The organism is Anaeromyxobacter sp., from assembly GCA_016718565.1.
Taxonomy (GTDB): Bacteria; Myxococcota; Myxococcia; order Myxococcales; family Anaeromyxobacteraceae; genus JADKCZ01.
Genome location: JADKCZ010000001.1, coordinates 1,317,103 through 1,337,351, shown reverse-complemented (window position 1 = coordinate 1,337,351; position 20,249 = coordinate 1,317,103). Strand labels below are relative to the sequence as shown.

Annotated in this window: 16 protein-coding genes; 5 read left to right on the top strand and 11 right to left on the bottom strand. The window is 76.3% G+C overall.

The annotated features are described in order from the left end of the window. Window positions 1–207 precede the first annotated feature (207 nt). Genes IPO09_05715 through IPO09_05705 form a run of 3 tightly spaced genes read right to left on the bottom strand, consistent with a single transcriptional unit; the run spans window position 208 to window position 3,835 of the window. A complete protein-coding gene (locus tag IPO09_05715) occupies window positions 208–1,611 on the bottom strand; it encodes a sigma-54-dependent Fis family transcriptional regulator (GenBank protein MBK9516848.1) in 1,404 nt (467 codons plus the stop codon). Then, the gene (locus IPO09_05710) at window positions 1,601–2,149 is read right to left on the bottom strand and encodes a peptidase M54 (GenBank protein ID MBK9516847.1); all 549 of its coding nucleotides are present in this window, start codon (window positions 2,147–2,149) and stop codon (window positions 1,601–1,603) included. The genes IPO09_05715 and IPO09_05710 overlap by 11 nt, the downstream gene beginning before the upstream one ends. Window positions 2,150–2,158: 9 nt before the next feature. Continuing rightward, complete coding sequence (locus IPO09_05705) at window positions 2,159–3,835, bottom strand: HAMP domain-containing protein (protein ID MBK9516846.1); 1,677 nt, start codon at window positions 3,833–3,835, stop codon at window positions 2,159–2,161. A 559-nt stretch (window positions 3,836–4,394) separates the two neighbouring features. On the opposite strand from IPO09_05705, the gene IPO09_05700 reads away from it, so the two are divergent. Next, window positions 4,395–5,096: a glycine cleavage system protein H gene (locus IPO09_05700; GenBank protein MBK9516845.1), complete on the top strand. Its 702-nt coding sequence runs from the start codon at window positions 4,395–4,397 to the stop codon at window positions 5,094–5,096. A 104-nt stretch (window positions 5,097–5,200) separates the two neighbouring features. On the opposite strand, the gene IPO09_05695 is transcribed toward IPO09_05700, so the two are convergent. Continuing rightward, on the bottom strand, window positions 5,201–6,151 hold the full coding sequence (locus IPO09_05695; GenBank protein MBK9516844.1) for a hypothetical protein: 951 nt from the start codon (window positions 6,149–6,151) through the stop codon (window positions 5,201–5,203). A 245-nt stretch (window positions 6,152–6,396) separates the two neighbouring features. Continuing rightward, complete coding sequence (locus IPO09_05690; protein ID MBK9516843.1) at window positions 6,397–6,600, bottom strand: cold-shock protein; 204 nt, start codon at window positions 6,598–6,600, stop codon at window positions 6,397–6,399. Window positions 6,601–6,963: 363 nt separating this feature from the next. Here IPO09_05690 and IPO09_05685 point away from each other — a divergent pair, with 363 nt between their 5' ends. Together IPO09_05685 and IPO09_05680 are read left to right on the top strand one after the other, a co-directional pair. Further along, on the top strand, window positions 6,964–7,434 hold the full coding sequence (locus tag IPO09_05685) for a GreA/GreB family elongation factor (protein MBK9516842.1): 471 nt from the start codon (window positions 6,964–6,966) through the stop codon (window positions 7,432–7,434). Continuing rightward, a complete protein-coding gene (locus tag IPO09_05680; GenBank protein MBK9516841.1) occupies window positions 7,431–8,891 on the top strand; it encodes a DUF3943 domain-containing protein in 1,461 nt (486 codons plus the stop codon). The genes IPO09_05685 and IPO09_05680 overlap by 4 nt, the downstream gene beginning before the upstream one ends. A gap of 107 nt (window positions 8,892–8,998) precedes the next feature. Here the strand turns inward: IPO09_05680 and IPO09_05675 are convergent, their stop codons facing one another. Next, a complete protein-coding gene (locus IPO09_05675; protein MBK9516840.1) occupies window positions 8,999–9,523 on the bottom strand; it encodes a hypothetical protein in 525 nt (174 codons plus the stop codon). 134 nt (window positions 9,524–9,657) lie between these two features. Continuing rightward, window positions 9,658–10,503 (bottom strand): alpha/beta hydrolase, encoded by an 846-nt coding sequence (locus IPO09_05670; GenBank protein MBK9516839.1) that lies wholly within the window; start codon window positions 10,501–10,503, stop codon window positions 9,658–9,660. Window positions 10,504–10,770: 267 nt separating this feature from the next. On the opposite strand from IPO09_05670, the gene IPO09_05665 reads away from it, so the two are divergent. Then, the gene (locus IPO09_05665; GenBank protein MBK9516838.1) at window positions 10,771–17,136 is read left to right on the top strand and encodes a hypothetical protein; all 6,366 of its coding nucleotides are present in this window, start codon (window positions 10,771–10,773) and stop codon (window positions 17,134–17,136) included. A gap of 116 nt (window positions 17,137–17,252) precedes the next feature. Here the strand turns inward: IPO09_05665 and IPO09_05660 are convergent, their stop codons facing one another. Further along, a complete protein-coding gene (locus IPO09_05660) occupies window positions 17,253–17,741 on the bottom strand; it encodes a hypothetical protein (protein MBK9516837.1) in 489 nt (162 codons plus the stop codon). Between the two features lie 171 nt (window positions 17,742–17,912). Here IPO09_05660 and IPO09_05655 point away from each other — a divergent pair, with 171 nt between their 5' ends. Further along, window positions 17,913–18,248, top strand: a complete 336-nt coding sequence (locus IPO09_05655) for a hypothetical protein (GenBank protein MBK9516836.1) — start codon at window positions 17,913–17,915, stop codon at window positions 18,246–18,248. A gap of 21 nt (window positions 18,249–18,269) precedes the next feature. Here IPO09_05655 and IPO09_05650 read toward each other — a convergent pair whose 3' ends face one another. The 3 genes from IPO09_05650 to IPO09_05640 form a co-directional block, all read right to left on the bottom strand. Further along, the gene (locus tag IPO09_05650) at window positions 18,270–19,184 is read right to left on the bottom strand and encodes a magnesium transporter CorA family protein (GenBank protein MBK9516835.1); all 915 of its coding nucleotides are present in this window, start codon (window positions 19,182–19,184) and stop codon (window positions 18,270–18,272) included. A 200-nt stretch (window positions 19,185–19,384) separates the two neighbouring features. Next, the gene (locus IPO09_05645) at window positions 19,385–19,585 is read right to left on the bottom strand and encodes a hypothetical protein (GenBank protein MBK9516834.1); all 201 of its coding nucleotides are present in this window, start codon (window positions 19,583–19,585) and stop codon (window positions 19,385–19,387) included. 232 nt (window positions 19,586–19,817) lie between these two features. Further along, window positions 19,818–20,102: a DUF493 domain-containing protein gene (locus IPO09_05640; protein ID MBK9516833.1), complete on the bottom strand. Its 285-nt coding sequence runs from the start codon at window positions 20,100–20,102 to the stop codon at window positions 19,818–19,820. Between the last annotated feature and the right edge of the window lie 147 nt (window positions 20,103–20,249).

Below are 20,249 nucleotides of genomic sequence, written 5' to 3'. Positions count from 1 at the left end.
ACCCCGCCGAGGCCCGTCCACGAGGCGCAACCGCCCGGAACCAGTGGAGGTCCGGCTGGGCGGTGGCGCGGCGCGACGCCGCGCCGTTGAGAATTCGCGTTGAGGTTCTCACCACCGCTCTACAGCGCGGCGTCCTGCCGCGCGGCGAAGCTCACCAGTGGTGAAGTGGTGTGGAGGGGGGCGCCGGTGCGCCGGCGCCCGGCCGCTTCAGGAGTGCTGGTGGTGCCCGGGGTCGGTGTCGTCCTCTTCGCCGTCCCGCTTGAGGCCGTACTTCCGCATCCGGCTGTAGAGGGTGACGCGGTCGATGTCGAGGACCCGGGCCGCCTGGCTGACGTTGCCGCCGGTGGAGGACAGCACCGCGGCGATGTGGCGCCGCTCCACGGCGTCCAGCGAGGGCAGCGCGCCCCCGGCGGGCGCGGCCGGCCCCGGCTCGGCCCGGGCGGGCAGGCCCAGGTCCGAGAGCTGCAGCACCGGGGTGCGCGCCACCACCGCGGCCCGCTCCAGGGCGTTGCGCAGCTCGCGCACGTTGCCGGGCCAGGCGTAGGAGAGCAGCCCCTCCATGGCCTCGGCCGAGAGCCCCTCGATGGGCTTCATCATCTCCACCGAGAGGCGCTCCAGGAAGCGCTCGGCCAGCAGCGGGATGTCCTCCTTGCGCTGGCGCAGCGGCGGCAGCGACAGCACGACGACGTCCAGCCGGTAGAAGAGGTCCTCGCGGAAGGCGCCCGACGCCACCGCCTTCTTCAGGTCGCGGTTGGTGGCGGCCACGATGCGCACGTCCACCTCGATGAGGTCGTTGCCGCCGATGCGGTGGAACTTGCGCTCCTCCAGCACCCGCAGCAGGTCGAGCTGCAGCTTGGGGCCGATGTCGCCGATCTCGTCGAGGAACAGCGTGCCGCCGTGGGCCGCCTCGAACTTCCCCTTGTGGCGGGCGTTGGCGCCGGTGAAGGCGCCGCGCTCGTGGCCGAAGAGCTCCGACTCCAGCAGGCTCTCGGTGAGGGAGGCGCAGGAGACCGCCACGAAGGCCTTGGCGGCGCGAGGGCTCTCGGCGTGGATGGCGCGGGCCAGCACCTCCTTGCCGGTGCCCGACTCGCCCAGGATCAGGACGGTGGAGCTGGTGCGCGCCGCCGAGCGCGCCATCTCGAAGACCGCCTGCATGCCCGGGCTCCTGGAGACCAGGTCGCGGAAGCCCTGGTCCTTCTTGAGCGCCTGCCGCAGCACGGCGTTCTCGCGGATGAGCGCCTGCTGGGCCGTGATCTTCTGCATCATGAGCGACAGCTCCTCCGGGTCGAAGGGCTTCATGAGGTAGTCGTAGGCGCCCAGCTTCATGGCGGAGACGGCGGTGTCCACGGTGGCGTAGGCGGTCATGATGACCACCGCCAGGTCGGGCTGGATGCGCTTGGCCTGCTCCAGCAGCTGCAGCCCGTCCATGCCCGGCATCTTCAGGTCGGCCACCAGCACGGCGCGCGGCTCGGCCTGCAGCCGGGCCAGGGCGCTCGGGCCGTCGGCGGCGACCTCCACCAGGTACCCGTCCTTCTCCAGCCAGCCCCCCAGCGACTCGCGGACGATCTCCTCGTCGTCCACCACCAGGATCTTGATGCGCTCACCGGACATGGGGCCTCCTGGCCGGCGGCTCCTCGAGGCGCCGCCGGCACGTCGTGCACAGCTGGTGTGATTTCTGGTCGACGCCGGCCACGCCGGGCGACCGGCCCATGACGCAGCCGAGGGTGTCGCAGTGGCGCAGGCCGAAGGCGTGGCCCACCTCGTGGACCGCCTCCTTGGCCAGCCGCTCCACCAGCAGGCGCGGCCCGGCCAGCGCCACGCCCTCCGCCAGCCGGGCCGTGGAGCAGACCGCCGCCCGCCCGCCCAGCTGCGCCTCGCCGAAGACGTAGGTGAGGATGGGGATGAAGAGGTCCTGGTCGGTCACCGCCAGCACCTTTCCGGCCGGTGGCCCGGCCTGCAGCAGCCAGGTGAGGATGACGGAGGTGGCGTGCTGCCCGCGGCGCGGGTCGAGGGCCCCGGCCGGGCGCTCCGGCCCGTCCCACGGCAGCGCCGGCCGCTGGAAGGCGGCCGCCAGGTGGAGCCGGACGTGCTCCAGCAGGCCGGCCTGCGCCGGGCCCTCGCCGATCCACCAGAGGAAGATGGGCTCCATGTCTCCCCGTCACCCACCGGCCGGACCACCCTCCCGGCGCGACACCGGGAGCCGCAGGATCACCCGGGTGCCCTGCCCTGGCTGGCTCACCAGCCGGACCGACCCGCCGTGGTGGGTCAGGATGCCGTGCACCACCGAGAGCCCCAGCCCCGAGGCCTTCTCCTTGGTGCTGAAGAAGGGGTCGAAGACCCGCCCCTGCTGCTCGGCCGGGATGCCCGGGCCGGTGTCGGCGACCGCGATCTCCACGGCGGCGCCGTCCTCGGCCAGCGCGGTCTCCACCGTCAGCGTCCCCTCGAACGGCATGGCCTCGGCGGCGTTCATGAGCAGGTTGACGCAGGCCTGGCGGAGCTGGGCGAAGTCGCCCCGGGTGCGGGGCAGCTCGGCCAGCCGCTTCACCACCCGGGTGCCCTGGATGGTGAACTGGCTGGCCACCAGGTGCAGCGCGTCCTCCACCACGGCGTTGACCGACAGGTCGTCCTCCAGCAGCGGCCGCTCGTGGGCGAAGTCGAGCAGGTTGCGCACGATGTCGCTGCAGCGCTCGCTCTCGCGCTGCACCAGCGCCAGGTTGCGGAGCAGGGTGCGCCGGGTGGCCTCGTCGGGGACACCGGCCTCCAGGGTCCGGCTGATGAGCCGGGCGAAGGTCATGATCCCCGAGATGGGGTTGTTGATCTCATGGGCGATGGAGGCGGCCAGCTTGCCCACCGAGGCCAGCCGCTCGGTGCGCACCAGCTCGTCGCGCGCCGCCACCAGCGCCCCGGTGCGCTCCTCCACCTGGCGCTCCAGCCCCTCGAGCAGCGCCTGCACCTCGCCGCGGGCCTGCCTGAGCGAGCGGGTCATCTCGTTGAAGGTGGCGCCCAGCAGGCCGAGCTCGCCGGCGAAGGTCTCCGGCACCTCGGCGTCCAGATCCTCGCGGGCCACCCGGTGCGCCGCGGCCACCAGCGCCCCCACCGGCTGCACCACGTGGCGCCGGGCGAAGACCCAGAAGGCCAGGCCCAGCAGCGCCGCCACCAGCGCCGACCCCACCAGCGAGCGCCAGCGGAAGGCGGAGGTGGTGGCGTCGAGCGAGGCCAGCGAGATGCCGACGTCGAGCACGCCCAGCACCGTCTGGCTGGCCGGGTGGGCGTGGCAGTCGGCGGTGGCGCAGGAGGCGTCGTTCTGGATGGCCGTCACCGTGGCCAGCACCCGGCCGGAGCGCCCCTCGAAGACCCGGCTGCGCGCGGCCAGGTCGGCCTGGCGCGGCGGGGTGCGGCCGGTGTGGCAGCCGGCGCAGGCCGGGGCGGTCCGGTCCATGACGGTGCCGATCTCGGCCGGCTCGGTGGAGAAGGTGACGCGCCCCTCGGCGTCCATGAGCCGCAGCGCCTCCATGCCCGGCTGGCGCGCCACGTCCCGCATGATCTGGTAGGCGTCGGCGCGGCGGTCGTGCAGCATGGCGCGGTGCAGCGCGCCCAGGGTGGTGCGGCTCACCAGCTCGAGCTCGGCGGCCACCTGCTCGCGCAGCTGCGCCTCCACCCGGGTCTCCGCCGCGAAGAGCGCCGCCACCGCCACCAGCACCGCCACCGCCAGGAAGGCCAGCAGGCGGGTCGAGAGCCGCTCCAGCCACGGCACCTGGTAGCCCACGCTGGCGTAGAGGCCAGGCGCCCTGGCGCCGCTCGTCGTGGTGGTGGTCTGCTTCGCGCCGTTCGCCATGGTCCCCTCCCGGAACGTGGCTCTTGGCAGCGGTGCCCGGTGTTGCGGGATTCAGCGGGGCAGTCGCGTCATGCCTCCTCAGGATAGGCGCGTTCCAGGGGCCGTCCACGGCGGCGAGTTGGCGCACCACGCCGGAGGCGACGCGGGGACCCGGTGCGCCAGCGCGCAGGTGGCGGGCGCAGCGCGCCGCGCGGCCCAGCGGCTCGAGCGAGGTACCGAGGCTCGGGACCGAGCGGCCAACCGGGAGAGGTCGCCAGGCGCCCCGGCCGGGGCAAGGGCTGCGACCAGGCGCGCGCCTCCTCGCACGCTGCGTCCGTGGAGCTTCTCCACACCGACCCGCCCGGCCACCCGGGCGCGCCGGCGAGGTGTTGAGCGGTGTTGAGGAACTCCTCGACACCCCGGCGGGACGAGGCGCCGGCGATGGGAGCCGGCGCGGGGCGACCGCCAGCACTCACGCCCACTTGCGCCCCAATGGGCGCCGCGGCCGCGGGTTGGTGCGGCTCTTGCGAAGGAGAGGTTTCGACGATTCACGGGGCCAGACCCCACAGCGGAGGGCGCCATGACGGCCATCATCCAGATCCTCGAAGCAGTCGGAACCTTCATCGTCGGCGTGGCGGCCCGTGGCGCGCTGGTCCTCGGCGTCATCCTGGTCCTCTCCCTCCCGGTCATGCTGATGGCGCTCACCATGCGCGCCGCCGAGGAGCTGAAGCGCCGCCAGCTCGGGCTGCGCGACGTGGCCGGCTTCGTGTTCCGGCCCGACCTCTGGTACGCGCCGACCCACACCTGGCTGGCCCGCCGGCAGGGCGGGACGCTGGCGGTGGGCCTCGACGACCTGGCCCTCCGGCTCATGCCGAGCGTGACCGGCCTCGAGGTGCCGCGGCCCGGCACCCGCATCGAGCGCGGCGAGCCGCTGGCCACCCTGTACGCCGGCAGCCGCAGCCTGGTCATCCCGTCGCCGGTGAGCGGCACGGTGGCGGGCGTGAACCGCGCCGCCCTGCGCGATCCGATGCTGGTGAAGCGCGAAGGCTACGGGCGCGGCTGGGTGGTGGCCATGGCCCCGTCCAACGAGGCCTACGCCGACCTGCCCCGCGGCGAGCGCGCCGAGCGGTTCATGCGCGCCGAGTCGGCCCGCTGGACCCGCTTCATGGAGGACGAGCTGGGCTTCGCCGCGGCCGACGGCGGTCACCTGGTGGCCCCGGCCCCCAGCCTGGTCGGCGAGATGGGCTGGAAGCGGCTCACCGCGGCCTTCGTCGGCGCCTGATCCCCCCGCCCTCCGCCTCCGACGTGCCACGGCCCCGAGCGCATGAGCGCCCGGGGCCGCGGTGTCTTCGGTGGGCCGCCGGCCCTGGTGGGCCGGCCGGGCCGCTACCCGGCGGAGGCGCGGACGCGCTCGGCGCCGGCCGCCGGGCGGCGGTTGGTGGCGATGACGTGCAGGAAGGCCTCCACGTCGATGAAGTCCTTGGCCCCCTCCGGCTCGAGCCGGGTCAGCATCTGGGTGGCCAGGCTGCGCAGGGCCGAGTAGCTGGCCCAGTTCGGGGTGGACTGGTAACGGATGTCGCTGCCGAGCCGGTCGGCGGCCAGGCAGGTGGCGCGCGGCCGCATCAGCACCTGGCGCTCCGGCATGGCGATGAATGGGAAGAGGGTGGCCACCAGCCACTGCTGGGCCGGCTCCACCGGCAGGCTCTGGGCCGCGATGAACAGGGTCTCGAAGCGCGCCTTGCTGGGCGACGGCACCGAGAGCAGCTCCACCAGGGCCACCAGGAAGGGACGGGCGCGCTCCTCGTCGGCCAGCGCCGCCTCGAGCGCCCCGACGTCCGCCGGGGGGTGGAGGGGCGCCACCAGCTTCTCGACGTCGAGGAGCCGCTTCACCAGGGTGGGGATGAGGTCCTCGGAGATCAGCCGGGCCGCCTCGACGGCGCCGAGCTTCTTCTCCCAGGCGTCGTGCGCGGCGCGCCAGCGGGTCGGCCGCGCCTCCTTGGCCCGGCCAGCGGCGGGCGCGGCCATGCCGGCGAACCCCTTGGGGTGGATGGAGAGGAACTGCTCCACCGCCTGGTCGTGGGTCATCCAGGTGGCCACCAGCGCGTACCGGCCGGTGGTGGCGTCGAGCGAGAAGCCCGAGAGCCCCTCCAGCCAGCCGTTGGGCTCCAGCCCCTCGGTGCGCAGCATGGCCCGCGCCGCGGGCAGCCGGAGCTTGGCGGCGAACCGCTTGTCGCTGTCGGGGAAGAAGACGTGGACGGCGTTCTCCTCGACGGCGACGACCCGGCCGATGCCGAGGGAGACGTGCTTCACCAGGGTACCGTTCTGCAGTTCGCTCATGGGACGCGCTTTCGTGACGAAGCGACCGTCCCCGGTGGGGCGAACGGACGTGGTGTGCTCATGCGGTGCGGGACTTGCTTGTTCTTACGCCCTGCGGCACGAGAAGGATAGAGACCCGACCGGTTGACTACGTTGGGACTGCAGTCCTCTGCGTCCGGGTCGTCCAGCAAAAACGGGCACTTCAGCAAAGAAGAAGCCCGACCTCGAGAGGCCGGGCTCCAACTGCATCGAACGATGCGGTGCGGCTAGATGGGGCGAACGTTCGCGGCCTGGAGCCCCTTCGGGCCCTTGTTGACCTCGAACTCGACCTTCTGGCCCTCGGCGAGGGTGCGGAACCCGTCGGCCTTGATGGCGGTGTGGTGGCAGAAGACGTCATCGCCGCCGCCGTCCTGCGTGATGAAGCCGAAGCCCTTCGCATCGTTGAACCACTTCACGGTACCGGTAGCCATTACAGTATGTCTCGTTTCTTCTCGTGTTCGCGGGCGGTGAACCCACCGCTCGGTCCCGGCCCGGAGGTGGGATGGGGAAGCGTGGTGTTACTCCCTTGCGCACGGGATGTCGAGGGGGAAGGCCCAAATGACCGGCCGAATTCCACCCTGCCCGGCCCCACCTCGTGCCTGGAGCGGGCCCCGGCGCCGCGGCTGGCCCGTCCGGCGGGCCGGCGGGGAGCGGACCGTCCGGGGACTCGACCGGGGCACGTAACCCATCTCTAAGGCAGGTTTTTTTGGCCCTCGGCCCGTCCGAGGGAGGAGCTGCCGCCGGCCCTCACGGCCGGTCGGCGGCCCACGAGCCTTCCGGCTACACTCCCCGGCGTGTCCAAGGCCTTCACCAGCGAGGAGTCGCCCGACGAGCCGCCGCTGGTGCGCGCCCTCCCGCGGCTGGCCCCGGGCGAGGTGCGCTACGTCACGCCCGAGGGGCAGGCGGCGCTGCGCGGCGAGCTCGAGGCGGCCCGCTCGAGCGCCACGCCGGAGGGAGCGGCCCGCGCCGCGCGGCTGGAGGCCACGCTCGCCACGCTCACGGTGCTCGGGCCCGATGCCGCGCCGGAGGGCGTGGCGGCCTTCGGGCGCTGGATCACCACCGAGGACGAGGCTGGCGTGCGGACCACCTGGCGGCTGGTCGGCCCCGACGAGGCCGACGCCCGCCGCGGCGCCCTGAGCGTGCACGCGCCCACCGGGCGGGCCCTGCTCGGCCACGCCGCCGGCGACGAGGTGGAGGTGCGGCTGCCGGGCGGCGTGAAGACCCTGCTGGTGGTGGCGGTGGCGCCGCGGGCGCCCGGCACGTGAGCCAGCCGGCGGGGCGCCGCGCCGGGCCGGCCGCCCGGGCGGCGCTGGCGCTCGGGCTCCTCCTGGCGCTGCCGGCGGGGCCGGCGCACGCGCAGGAGCCGCTGGCGGCCGGGCAGTCCGCGCCGCCCGCCACCAACCGCTGGCGCGCCGCCACCGAGCTCGGCCTGGTGCTGCTCGGCGGCGGCCTCTCCTACGCCGTGAACCCCTCCCCGACCGGCGGCGACAGCACCAAGCTCGACGGCATCCGCCTCGACGCCAACCCCTACCGCACCAACTTCGTGGGCCACCCGCTCTCCGGCGCCCTCTCCTACCAGCTGGCCCGCTCCAACGGCCTGGCCGCCTGGGAGGCGTCGCTCTGGTCGGTGGCCGGCTCCACGGTGTGGGAGGTCATCGAGGTGCGCGAGCCGATGTCGGCGAACGACCTCGTCACCACCCCCACCGCGGGCGTGGCCATCGGCGCGCCGCTCGGCGAGCTCTCCGACTGGCTGGCGGCGCAGGGCGGCGGCCGCTGGTCCCAGGCGGCCGCCTGGCTCACGGGCGCGCCGCAGCGGCTGCACGACCGGCTCGACCGCCGGACCGCTGGCGGCGCCGGGCCCGGCGGCGCGCTGGCCGCGGGGCTGTCGGGAGGGCTGGCGCTGGCCCGGGCCAACCGCACCTGGCGGCCCGAGCTCCGGCTGGTCGGCGGCTGGGAGCTGGTGCGCGCCGAGGGCTGGGGCAAGGCCGGCGAGGGCACCCAGGCGCTGCTCGACGCCTCGGTCTCGGGGTTCGAGGTGCGCGGCGCGCTCCGCTGGCCGGGCGGGGCCGCCGACCTGGCCATCACCAGCCACGTGCACCTGGCCGCGCTGCACGGGCGCGCCCTCGCCGACGGGCCGGCCGGGCCCGAGGGGCTGGAGTGGCTCCTCGGGACGGGGCCCGCGTTCCTGTACCGGGCCCACTCCTGGGGCTTGGGCGGCCCGCTCGATCGGCTCTCGGTGGTGGAGCTCCCCCGGCTGGCGGCCACCCTGCGGGGCTCCCGCGGCCTGGCCCACCTCGCGCTGGCCGCCTCCGCGGCGCCCACCTTCGGCGGGGTGCGCTCGCTGGCCCTGGCGCTCGAGCCCGGCGCCGCGCCGCCGGACGACCTGCCCACCGTCCACCGCGCCTACGGCTACCACTTCGCCGCCGGCGCGGCCGGCCAGGCCTCGCTGTCGGGCCGCTGGGGCCCGCTCTCCGCGTCGCTCGACGGGCGGGCCGACCTGCTCTGGGGCGTGCTGCGGCCCGACGCCCGCCTGGCGGCGAGGCCGTCGGTGGCCCTCTTCGACCGCTGGCTGGAGTGGCGCGGCGCGCTCACCGCCCGGCCGCGGCCGGGCCTGGAACTGGGCGCCGGCTACGAGCAGCGCTGGCGGCTCGGCCGCGCCGACGCGGTGACCCGCTCCGCCGGGGAGCGGGCCTTCACGCTCTCGGCGGCCTGGCTGCGCTAGGCGCCCGCAGCGCGGGCCCCTCCCGCCGCCGGACGGACGCCGACGTGCGCGCGCCGCCGACGGCCCTGGGGGCCGCGGCGGCGCGGTGGAGCGCTGGCGCGGGCCGATCAGCCGATCGACACGCCGACGCGCCCCTCGACCTGCCAGCCCTTCTCGGAGGTGGTGAGGCCGGGCGACACCGTCACCTGGTAGTTCCGCTGCATGGCGCCGGCCTCCACGAAGGCCCCCACGCCGAAGAGGCCGAAGCCCAGGCCCAGCGCGCCGCCGTAGGTCAGGTCGCTGTTGTCCTTCAGGTTGGTCAGGCCGACGATGCCGCGCAGGTAGAGCGGGAAGAGCGGCGGCGAGACCACCACCATGCCGCGCAGGTCCACGTTGAAGCCGTCGGCGCCGCTGTCGCTCACCGAGGCCTGCACGTCGCCCAGGTTGGCGAAGGCGCCGATCTCGAGCTTGAGCATGTCGGTGAAGCCGTAGCCCACCGCCACGCCCAGGTTGGTGGGGATGCGCTCCACGTCGCCGAGGCCGGCGCGGAGGCCGCTGCCCAGCGAGACCTCGGCGAGGAGGCCGCCGGCGTGGGCGGCGCCCGGCAGGGCGAGCAGGGCGAGGGAGAGCAGACCGAGCTTGAGCGTGCGCATGTGGCCTCCGGCGTGGGTGGGTCCGGCCCGAGTGGCCGGCGCGTCGGGTGAGCATACGCGAACTGCGGCGGGGCCGGCGCCCGGGCCGGGGCGCGAGGTGCGGCCATGTGGGCCCCGGTGGGCGCGCCGCCGGCCTACCCGGACGCCTGCGCCACCCTCGCCGCCAGCCACGCCACCACCTCCTGCAGCACCACCGCCCGCTCCGGCTCGTTGTGCAGCTCGTGGAAGGCGCCGGGCCAGGTGCGGAGGGTGACCAGCCCGCCGGCCCGCGCCGCGAAGCGGCGGCTGGCGTCGAGCGAGGTGATCCGGTCGGCCTCGCCGTGCATGAGCAGGAGCGGCACCCCCAGCGCGCCGGCGTGCTCCAGGGCCCACTGGCCGGCCTGCAGGACGCCGGTGAGCAGGCGCGGCGTGATGCGGCCCCGCACGTACGGGTCCGCCTGGTAGGCGCGCACCACCATCGGGTCGCGCGAGATGCCGGACGCGTCGAGGCCGGTGGGCAGCGCCAGCCCGGGCACCACCTTGGCAGCCAGACCGGCCAGCGCCAGCTGCCAGGCCGGCGGCGTCACCGCCAGCTCCAGCCACGGGCTGGTGGCCACCGCGCCGGCCAGGGTGGGCCGGCGGCGCAACAGGAAGGTGAGCACCTGGTTGCCGCCCATGCTGTGGCCGTAGAGGAAGCGCGGCAGCCCCGGGTGGCGGGTGGTGGCGGCCGCCAGGAAGGTGCCGAGGTCGTCGAGCAGCGCCTCGTAGGCCGGCACATCCACCCGCGGCCCGCCCGAGGCGCCGTGGCCCCGCACGTCGTAGGCGCTCACGGCGAACCCGGCGGCGGCCAGCGCCTGGCCCACGTGGGCGTAGCGCCCGGTGTGCTCGTCGAAGCCGTGCACCAGCACCACCAGCCCGCGCGTCGCGCCGCCGGGCGCCCAGTCGCGCCCCAGCATCTCCAGGCCGTCCTGGGTCTTCCAGCTCCACTCGCTCGTCGTCACGCTCGCCCCGGTGGTCACCCGACCTCTCTAGCCCATTCCCGGCCGACCCGCCGCCGGCGGGCGCGCCGGCGCCCCATCCTCCCCGGCGAAGTGGACCGCCCCACCTGACCCGCCCCTCCCCGGTGAGGGGGAGGCTCCGCGCCCGGCTGGCCCTTGGCCCCCGGCCCCCGGCCCCCGACCCGGCCCACCCGGCCCGCCGCTGCGCTACCATCGCGCCCCTGGCCGGCCGGCACGGCAGGGGCCGGCCACCTGTTGCGGGGGTTCACCATGCGGCATCTCGCGGTCGCGGCTCTCCTCTCCACCCTGGCCGCCTGCGGCGGCGGCGCCTCGACCCCGCCGGCCGCCATGCCGGTGGTCCTGGGCGTCTCCCCGGCCTCGCCCGCCAACCAGAACGCGCCGGTGGTGTCCGGCACCGGACCGGCCGGCGCCACCCTCGAGCTCTTCGCCGACGCCGCCTGCGCCGGGGTGGCGCTGGGCAGCGGCACGGTGGCCGCCGACGGCGCCTTCGCCGTGGTCGCCGCGGTGGCCGACGACACCAGCCTGGTCCTGCGGGCCAGGGCCACCGGCCCCGGCGGCGCCTCGCCCTGCTCCACCACCTCGGTGGCCTACCAGGAGGACTCCACCGCTCCCGGCGCGCCGACCCTGCTCGGCCCCCCCGGCCCCGGCAACGCCGACCAGGTGTCCCTCTCCGGCGCCGCCGAGCCCGGCGCCACGGTGCAGGTCTTCCAGGCCGCCGACTGCGCCGGCGCTGCGGTCGCCTCCGGCGTGGCGGTGGGCGGCGCCTGGGCTGCCGGGGTGGCCGCGCCGCCCGACGCGCTCACCACCTGGTCGGCCCGCGCTCTGGACCAGGCCGGCAACCCCGGCCCCTGCTCCGCCCCGCACGCCTTCCTGGAGGACTCGACGGCCCCGGCCGCACCCGAGGTGGCCGCGCTGCTCCCCGCCTCCCCCGCCGACGACAACGCCCCGCTCCTGGCCGGCACCGCCGAGCCCGGCGCCACGGTGCGCGTCCACACCGGCGGCGGCTGCGACGCGGCGGGCGGCGCGGCGCTGGCCGCCACCGTGGCCGCCGACCAGGGCGGCGCCTGGTCCACGCCGGTGGCCGTGCCCGACGACGCGCTCACCACCTTCGGGCTCGAGGCCGTGGACGCCGCCGGCAACCGCTCGGCCTGCGACGTGAGCCGCTCCTACCTGGAGGACTCCACCGCGCCCGCTGCGCCGTCGCTCACCGCCTCGCCCGCCTCGCCGGCCAACCAGAACGCCCCGGTCCTCTCGGGCCAGGCCGAGCCGCTGGCCCTGGTGGCGCTCTTCGCCCAGGCCGGCTGCGCCGGCGCCCCCCTGGCCACGGCGCCCGCCGGGCCCGACGGGGCCTGGTCGATCCAGGCCGCGGTGGCGGACGACGCCACCACCACCTTCTCGGCCCGCGCCAGCGACGCCGCCGGCCACCCGGGCGCCTGCTCGGCCGCCGCCACCTACGTGGAGGACTCCACCCCGCCGCCCGCCGCCACCCTGGGCGGCCCCAGCGGGCCTTCCAGCGCCAACCTGCTCGCCCTGGCCGGCCTGGCCGAGCCGTTCGCCACGGTCCACCTGCACCTCGGCGCCGCCTGCCCCGGCGCCCCGGCCGCCACGGCGACCGCCGACGCCGGCGGCGCCTGGACCGCCGCGCTGCCGGTCCCGGACGACGCCCTCACCCTCACCTCGGCGCGGGCGGTGGACGCCGCGGGCAACGCCGGCCCCTGCTCCGCCGAGCACCGCTACCTGGAGGACTCCACCGCCCCGGCGCGGCCCTCGGTGGCCGCGGTGGCGCCGTCGCCGGCCAACGACAACGCCCCGGTGCTCTCCGGCGCGGCCGAGCCCGGCGCCACCGTGCGGGTCTACACCGGCGGCGGCTGCAGCCCGCTGGCCGGCGCGGCGCTGGTGGCCACCGCGGCGGCCGACCCGGCCAGCGGCGCCTGGACCACGCCGGCGCCGGTGCCCGACGACGCGCTCACCACCTTCGGCGTCGAGGCCCTGGACGCCGCCGGCAACACCTCGCCGTGCGACACCTCGCGCTCCTACCTGGAGGACAGCACCCCGCCGGCCGCGCCCTCGCTGACGCTGGCCCCACCCTCCCCCGCCAACGACAACGCGCCGGCCCTGTCCGGCGCCGCCGAGGCCGGCGCGGCGGTGGCGCTCTTCGCCCAGGCCGGCTGCGCCGGCGCGCCGCTCGCCACCGTGACGGCCACCGGTGGCGCCTGGAGCGTCCAGGCCGCGGTGGCCGACGACTCCACCACCACCTTCTCGGCCCGCGCCAGCGACGCCGCCGGCAACGCCGGCGCCTGCTCCGCCGGCGCCACCTACCAGGAGGACTCGACCGCCCCGGCCGCCCCCACCCTGGCCGGCCCCGCCGGGCCCGCCAACCAGAACGTCCTCCCGCTCACCGGGGTGACCGAGCCGTTCGCCACCGTCCGGGTGCACCCCGCCGCCGCCTGCGCCGGCGCCCCGGCCGGCGCCGTCACCGCCGACGCCGCCGGCGCCTGGGCCTTCGACCTCACCGTCCTCGACGACCAGGCCACCACCACCTCGGTGTCCGCGCTGGACCGCGCCGGCAACGCCGGCCCCTGCTCCGCCGACCACACCTACCTGGAGGACTCCACGCCGCCGGCGCAGCCCTCGGTGCTGGAGCCGCTGCCCGCCTCGCCCGCCAACGGCACCGTCCCCCTGCTGGCGGGCGCCGCCGAGGCCGGCGCCACCGTCCGCCTCTACCGCGGCGGCTCCTGCAGCCCGGCCGCCGGGGCGGTGCTGGCCGCCACCACCCAGGCCCACCCCGCCACCGGCGCCTGGTCCACCACCGTGACCGTGCCCGCCAACACACGCACCACCTTCGGCGTGGAGGCCCTCGACGCCGCCGGCAACGCCTCGCCGTGCGACACCTCCCGCTCCTACCTGGAGGACAGCGCCGCGCCCGCCGCGCCCTCGCTGGCGGTGGCCCCGCCGTCCCCGGCCAACGACAACGCCCCGCTGGTGGCGGGCCTGGCCGAGCCGGGGTCGCAGGTGGCGGTCTTCCTCCAGGCGGCCTGCGCCGGGGGCCCGGTCGCCACCATGACGGCCACCGCCGGCACCGGGCTCTGGTCCATCCAGGTGGCGGTGCCCGACGACACCACCACCAGCTTCTCGGCCCGCGCCAGCGACGCCGCCGGCAACCTCGGCCCCTGCTCGGCCAGCGCCGCCTACGTGGAGGACTCCACGCCTCCGCCGGCGCCCACCCTGGCCGGCCCCACCGGCCCGGCCAACCAGAACCTCATCACGCTCTCCGGCCTCTCCGAGCCCGGCGCCACCGTCCGGCTGCACCTGGGCGCCGGCTGCGCCATCGACCCCACCTTCACGCTGCCGGCCGACGCCGCCGGCGCCTGGAGCCTGGAGCTCGGCGTGGACGACGACGTCACCCGCACCTTCTCGGCCAGCGCCGGGGACGCGGCCGGCAACGTGGGCGCCTGCTCGCCCCCGCTGGTCTACGTGGAGGACTCCAGCGTGGCCCGGCCGGTCATCGCCGGCAGCACCCCCCCGTCGCCGAGCGCCAGCCGCACGCCCATCTTCGGCGGCACCGCCGAGGCCGGGGCCACGGTGCGCCTGCACCTCGACGCCGCCTGCGCCGGCCCGGTGGCGGCGAGCGGCGCCGCCGGCCCGGCCGGCACCTTCTCGCTGACGGCCACCGTGCCGGCCGACGCCGCCACCAGCGTCACGGTGCGGGCCACCGATCTGGCCGGCAACCTCTCCGCCTGCTCGGCGCCCTTCACCTACGTGCACGCCGGCGTGCCGCCGGCGCTGGCGCTGGCCCTGCCGGCCGGCCCGGTGGGCGGCCTGGTGACGGTGTCGGCCACCGCCACCGCCGGGGACAGCCCGGTGGCGCGGGTCGAGTTCGAGGTGGGCGGCGCCCTCACCACCCGGCTCGCCCCCGGCCCCTACGACCTGGCGCTCGACACCCGCGCCCGCGCCGACGGGCCGCTCCTGGTGACGGCCACCGCGGTGGACCTGGCCGGCAACCGGGCCAGCCAGGGCGGGCTGCTCACGGTGGACAACACCCCACCCGCCTTCCAGGCCGCCGCCTCCTCGCCGCTGGACGGCGACCTGCTCTCGCTGGCCGAGGCGTCCGCCGCCCTCGCGCCCGCCCGCTTCGCCTTCGTCGACCGCGACCTCGACGAGGCCTCGGTGGGCGTGGCCATCACCTACCAGGGCCGGCCGCTCCTGGAGGGGCTCGACTTCACGGTGTCGCGCGCCGCGGCGGGCCAGGTGGAGGTGGCGCTGGACGTCCTGTCCCTGCGGGCCGCGCAGGACGACGTGGGGCTGCGCTCGCTGGTCTTCACGCTCGGCGGCGCCGCCGACACCACCGACACCGATCTCGCCATCCCGGGCGTGCAGCCCAACCGGGCGGCGGAGGTCGTGGTGGCGGTCGGCTTCGACGCCCTGCCGCCGGGCGCCACCGTGCTGCGCGCCGCCTCGGTGTGCGACGGCGGGGCCTGCCCCCGCACCAGCCGCGCCGTGGCCCTCTTCGACGAGCAGCTGGACCCGGCCAGCCTGGCCGGCTTCACCTTCGCCCGCACGCTGCCGGCGCCCGGGCCGGTGGCGCCGGACCCGGACGGCGGCCTCGGGCTGTCCTTCGACGGCCGGGTGGCCTGGTACGTGCCCGACCAGCTCCTCGAGCCCGGCGCCAGCTACGCCTGGGACGTGGCCGGCCTGACCGACCTGGCCGGCAACGCCGCCTTCCCCATGCCCACCCTGCTCACCGTGGCAGCCCCGCCGGCCCCGCCCGCCCTGCTGCGCGTCGAGGTGGTGGACGCCCTCGACCCGCTCCTGGTCACCGTGCTGCCGGCGGCGCCGGGGGCGCCGGGCTTCACGCTGCCGGCCGGGCTGGCCGGAACGCTCGACCAGGTGCGGCTGGTGTTCGACCAGCCGCTCACCGGCGTGGGCGGCGAGCTGCGCGAGGGCTTCGAGGTGGGCGGCTGCCGCTCCGGCGCGGCCCTGGCCTCGGTGGCGCCCGGGGTGGACAACGCCGTGTCCTTCGACCCGGCGGCGAGCGCCGCCGGCGCGGGCTGCCCGGTGGGGCCCTGGGGCGCCCGGCGCGGCTACCTGCTGCGGACCTTCGTGAGCGGCGCCGGCGGCGGCGCCTCGCTGGAGCGCGGCCTGGTGGTGGCGGGCGGCGACGAGCTCGAGCCGCCCGCGCTGGTGGCCCTGGGCGGCGGCCGGCTCGCGGGGACCGCGCGGCGCCTCCGCCCGGAGGAGCCGCTGCTCCTGGCCTTCAGCGAGCCCATCGACCCGGGCGGCCTGGCCGGCGCCAGCTTCACCCTGTCGGGAGGCCTCACCGCCGCGGCGCTGACGCCAACCTGGGACCCGCGCCGGCCGGAGCTGGTCCGCCTCCGCGCCGACCGGGCGCTGGCCGCCGGCGACTACGCGGTCGAGGTGGCCGGGCTCACCGACGTGGCGCGGCCGGCCGCCGGCCCGGCAGGAAACCCGCTGCCGCCCACCTCCGCGACCTTCACGGTGGCGGCGCTCCGGCCCGGCCAGGCGCCCTTCCTCATCTCGGCCACCACCGGCGGGATCGCGCCAGTGGCCCCGTGGGCGCCCATCACCCTCAGCTTCACCGACGCGGTGGTGCGCGCCGGCCTCTCCGACACCGGGCCGGTGCGGGGCCTCCGCGCCGAGCAGCAGGTGCTGGGCAGCTGGATCCCGCTCAAGGGGCTGGTGGTGCAGGGCGAAGGCCCGCTCGAGTCGGCCCACCTGGTGCTGACGCCCGAGCCGCTGCGGCCCTTCGATCAGCCCGGCGTCTACCGGGTGGTCCTGGCGGGCGGCGCGGCCGGCCTTCGCTCGGCCGACGGCGTGCCGCTCAGCGCCCCGCTCACCCTGCCGTTCCTGGTGGGCACCGCCGGCACGGGCCCGGCTTTCCGGGCCGCCCAGGTCGGCTTCACCCAGGTGCCGGCGCCCTTCCCGGCCAGCCTGCAGGTCTCGGCCGACCTCGCCGACGCCGACGGCGCGCCCGCCGACCAGTGGCGCCTCACGGTGGAGCGCCTCGACGGGCCGGGGGCCACCGCCTCGACGCCCTTCGGCCCCAGCCCGTTCGCGCGGCTGGAGCTGGGGCCCGCCGAGACCGGCCCGGCGCTCCCCCCCGGCCTGTTCGGCACCTTCCTGGTGGCCGGCGCCTCGAACGCCCTGCGGCTGGTGGCGGAGGACCTGGCGGGGCACTCCAGCGTGCTGTACACGGAGGTCTGGGCCTTCGACCCGGCGGTGCAGGCCGCTGTGGCGCCCACCTTCGGCGCCCTCGGCGCCGGCCGCTACGCCTTCCAGGCCTCCCTGCCCCGGCTCGACTGGCTCCTCGCCGAGGAGGGCGGGCAGCTCGACGTGTCCTTCGTGGTGATGGAGCTCGACGCCGCCATGACCCCGCTGCGGGTGGCCTACTCGGGCCTGGCTTCCACCTCGGTGGACCCGGCCACCGGGGACCTGCTGGCGAGCCACGCCATGGCGCCGGACCAGGCGCTGGCCCCCCCGGCCGCGGGCGTGACGCAGCAGCTCCTCACCTGGGTGGACGTGCACCAGCCCCGCCACCTCGGCGGCGAGGGGGTCTCGCTGATCAGCGTCCCGGTGCCGCTGGCCGCCGGGCCCTGAGGCGGGCCGCGCGGGCGGCCGGAGGCGGGCGGCCGGCGAGGCCAGGCGCCTCGCCCCGGCGCCCTCGGCGCGGCGCGCCGGGAGCCGGCGTGGTCGGAGGGCGCGTCGCAGCGCGGCTACTTGGTCACGGCCGGCGCGGCCGGCGGCGGGGTGGGCGTGCCGGTGATCTTCTCGGCCGCCTTGTCCACGCCCTTCACCACCGCGGCGTCGCCCTGCTGCTGCACCTTGGCCTGGACCGCCGCAGGCGCCTTGCCGGCGACCTTGGACACGCCCTTCTTGCCCAGGTTCTTGGCCTTGCCCTTGACCTGCTCCACCGTGCCGCCGCCCGCGGCGGCGCCCTTGGCGGCGGCGGCCTGCTTGGTGGCCACCGCCTTGGTGACCACGGCGTCGGTCTTCATGGCGGCCGACCCGGCGGCCGCGCTCGCCTTGGCCGAGGCCGCGTCCGTGGCGGCGGCGGCCTGCGTGGAGGCCGCGTCGGCCTTGGCGGCGGCGCCGGCGCCGGCCGCGTCGGCCTTGGCCTTCAGGTCGGCCGCCGAGGGCAGCTGGGCCAGCGCGGCGGGGGTGACGGCGAGTGCGAGGAGGGCGACGAGCGCGCGGACGTTCATGGGAGGCTCCTTGAAGGTGGCCGCGGTCTACCTGGAACCCGGCGTCTGGGTCCACGACCCCGGCGGGGCCTGCGGCGCCCGGGCCGTTCGCCGTCGACCGCCGCGCCGCTTCGTGCTCTCCTCGCGGCCGTGCACCCCACCTCCCGCGGCGCCGTCGCAGCGAAGCTCCTCCTGGCCGTGGCCGCCCTGGCCGGCCTGGCCGCCCTCTACACCTGGGGCACGCTGTCCTGGAGCTTCTCCGAGGGGGAGCGGGCCGGCTACGTCCAGAAGCTGTCGCGCCGCGGCTGGGTCTGCAAGACCTGGGAGGGCGAGCTCGCCATGGTGACCATGCCGGGGGCCATCCCCGAGAAGTTCTACTTCTCGGTCCCCTCCGACGCGGTGGCGGCCCAGATCAACCAGAGCCTGGGCAAGAAGGTGGCCCTGAGCTACCGGCAGCACATGGGCGTGCCCTCCAGCTGCTTCGGCGACACCAGCTACTTCGTGGCGGGCGTGGCGGTCGTCGAGTGAGAGCGGCGGGCGCCGCCCTCCTCACCAGCGCTTCAGCCGGCCCCAGGCCACGAAGGCCGCCGACGACACGGAGGCCAGCACCAGCACCACGTAGAAGGCCCAGCCCCGCTCCGAGAACGGGATGGGCACGTTCATGGAGAACGCGCTGACCACGAAGGTGGGCACCATGATGGCCACCGTGATCATGGTGAGCGTCTTCATGGTGAGGTTGAGGTTGTTGCTCACGATGGAGACCCGCGCGTCCATCATGCTGGCGAGGATGTTGGAGGCGATCTCCGCCTGGCGGAAGCACTGCTGGTTCTCGATGGCGATGTCCTCGAGGAACTCCACCTGCTCGGGCGAGAGCCCCAGGCGGCCGGCGGCGTTGCGCAGCTTGTCGATGGCCACCGTGTTCGAGCTGATGCCGCTCACGTAGTAGACCAGGCTCTTCTCCAGCTTGAAGAGGTTGAGCAGGTGGCGGTTGTCGAACGACAGGTTGATGCGCTGCTCCAGCGAGTCGGACATCATCGAGATGACCCGCAGGTGCTCCAGGAAGTGGAAGATGGTGCGGTAGAGGATGCGCAGGAAGGCGTCGGCCGCCGCGCCGGTGCCGCGGTAGGGCACGCGGGTGGCCTCCAGCACCGGCCCCTCCTCGGCCATCACGATGACCAGCTTGTCCTTGAAGAGGAACAGGCCGTTGGAGAGCACCTTGAAGAGGAAGTCGTCGTCCTTCGAGTAGCTCTTGGGCCGCTTCAGGATCACCGCGATGTGCTCGGGCTCCTGCTCGACGCGCGACAGCTCGTCCGGGTCGAGGGCCGAGTTGAGGGTGTGCTCGTCGATGGTGAAGCCCTCGACCATGAGCTTGCGCTCGGCCTCGTCGGGAGCGGCGAAGATCCAGACCACGCCCTCCTCGGCGTCGACCAGCTTGCCATCCACCAGGTTGCAGCGTCGCAGCATCGGGGGTCACCGGCCAGCGCCGCGGCGGCGGCGCACAGGGCGGCGGGAGGCTCGCCCGGTCGGGCCGGACAGTCAAGACACGAGAAGGCGAAAGCGCCGGCGGCCCAACCCGTTCGCCCCGAGCGTCGGGCCGAGGGCCCGGAGTCGAGGGGCGCCCCGCGACGACCCCGGGGCGTGCCTCGACTCCGCGCCTCGCCCGGCTAGTTGGGCGCCGTGGTGGGCCGGACCTCGGGCCTGGCGGCCTCGGCCTTGGTGGCGGCCTGCGCCTTCTCGACGGCGGCGACGGCCGGCTTGGCCTGCTGCTTGTCGGTGGTCTTCACCTTGTCGCCGCTGCACGCCAGCGCGGGGACCGCGAGGGCGAGCATGGCCAGCGCGAGGGTGATCCTGGTCACGAGCTTCATGGGTGTCTCCTTCCGGGCGGCGAAGGCGCCGCCAGGCGGCTCTCTTGCCGGCCGGGCCGGCCCCCCGCAACCTGGACCGCCGACCCCGCTCGGGCCTGGCGTGGAAAGGCCAGCGGCGCGGCAGGTATCGGGCGCTGACCCTCCGGCGGGATCACATCGTTCGCCCCGAGCGTCGCCTCGACCCGGCGAGGCGAGGTCGAGGGGCGGCCCCTGGCCGGAGGGCCTAGAGGGCCTAGAGGGCGAAGACCACCCGGGCGTCGGCGCGCAGCGCCGCGTAGATGGCCAGGCGGTGCGCCTCCGAGGTGACGGTCACCACCACCGTCACCGCCAGGTACCTGCCGCCGCCGCTGCTGCGGCAGGTGCTTGGCTCGGTGACCGCCGCGCCGACGGCCCGCTCCACCAGGGCCCGGGCGTGGTCGGCGAAGTCGTCGGCGGCCAGGCCGATGATCTTGACGGGGTACGAGACCGGGTACTCGAAGGGGCTCGGCGGCTGGCCGTCCCCGCGCGTGGGCTCCATGGGCGGGAACATAGCCGGGACCGGGGCGGGCGACCTCCCCGGGCGACCCCGCCGGACGAGACCTCGCCCACCTCGCCGCACCTTCGCCGCCGGTGGGCCCCTCCCACGCCCCGGCGGCTTGCCCCTGCTTCCCCTCGCGTGACAGGC

Excerpts from the sequence above, each read along its gene's own strand:
- IPO09_05675 (MBK9516840.1), bottom strand. The coding sequence starts at position 9,523 with ATGCGCACGCTCAAGCTCGGTCTGCTCTCCCTCGCCCTGCTCGCCCTG.
- IPO09_05650 (MBK9516835.1), bottom strand. The coding sequence starts at position 19,184 with ATGCTGCGACGCTGCAACCTGGTGGATGGCAAGCTGGTCGACGCCGAG.
- IPO09_05700 (MBK9516845.1), top strand. The coding sequence starts at position 4,395 with ATGACGGCCATCATCCAGATCCTCGAAGCAGTCGGAACCTTCATCGTC.
- IPO09_05715 (MBK9516848.1), bottom strand. The coding sequence starts at position 1,611 with ATGTCCGGTGAGCGCATCAAGATCCTGGTGGTGGACGACGAGGAGATC.
- IPO09_05710 (MBK9516847.1), bottom strand. The coding sequence starts at position 2,149 with ATGGAGCCCATCTTCCTCTGGTGGATCGGCGAGGGCCCGGCGCAGGCC.
- IPO09_05705 (MBK9516846.1), bottom strand. The coding sequence starts at position 3,835 with ATGGCGAACGGCGCGAAGCAGACCACCACCACGACGAGCGGCGCCAGG.
- IPO09_05645 (MBK9516834.1), bottom strand. The coding sequence starts at position 19,585 with ATGAAGCTCGTGACCAGGATCACCCTCGCGCTGGCCATGCTCGCCCTC.
- IPO09_05660 (MBK9516837.1), bottom strand. The coding sequence starts at position 17,741 with ATGAACGTCCGCGCGCTCGTCGCCCTCCTCGCACTCGCCGTCACCCCC.
- IPO09_05690 (MBK9516843.1), bottom strand. The coding sequence starts at position 6,600 with ATGGCTACCGGTACCGTGAAGTGGTTCAACGATGCGAAGGGCTTCGGC.
- IPO09_05640 (MBK9516833.1), bottom strand. The coding sequence starts at position 20,102 with ATGGAGCCCACGCGCGGGGACGGCCAGCCGCCGAGCCCCTTCGAGTAC.
- IPO09_05665 (MBK9516838.1), top strand. The coding sequence starts at position 10,771 with ATGCGGCATCTCGCGGTCGCGGCTCTCCTCTCCACCCTGGCCGCCTGC.
- IPO09_05695 (MBK9516844.1), bottom strand. The coding sequence starts at position 6,151 with ATGAGCGAACTGCAGAACGGTACCCTGGTGAAGCACGTCTCCCTCGGC.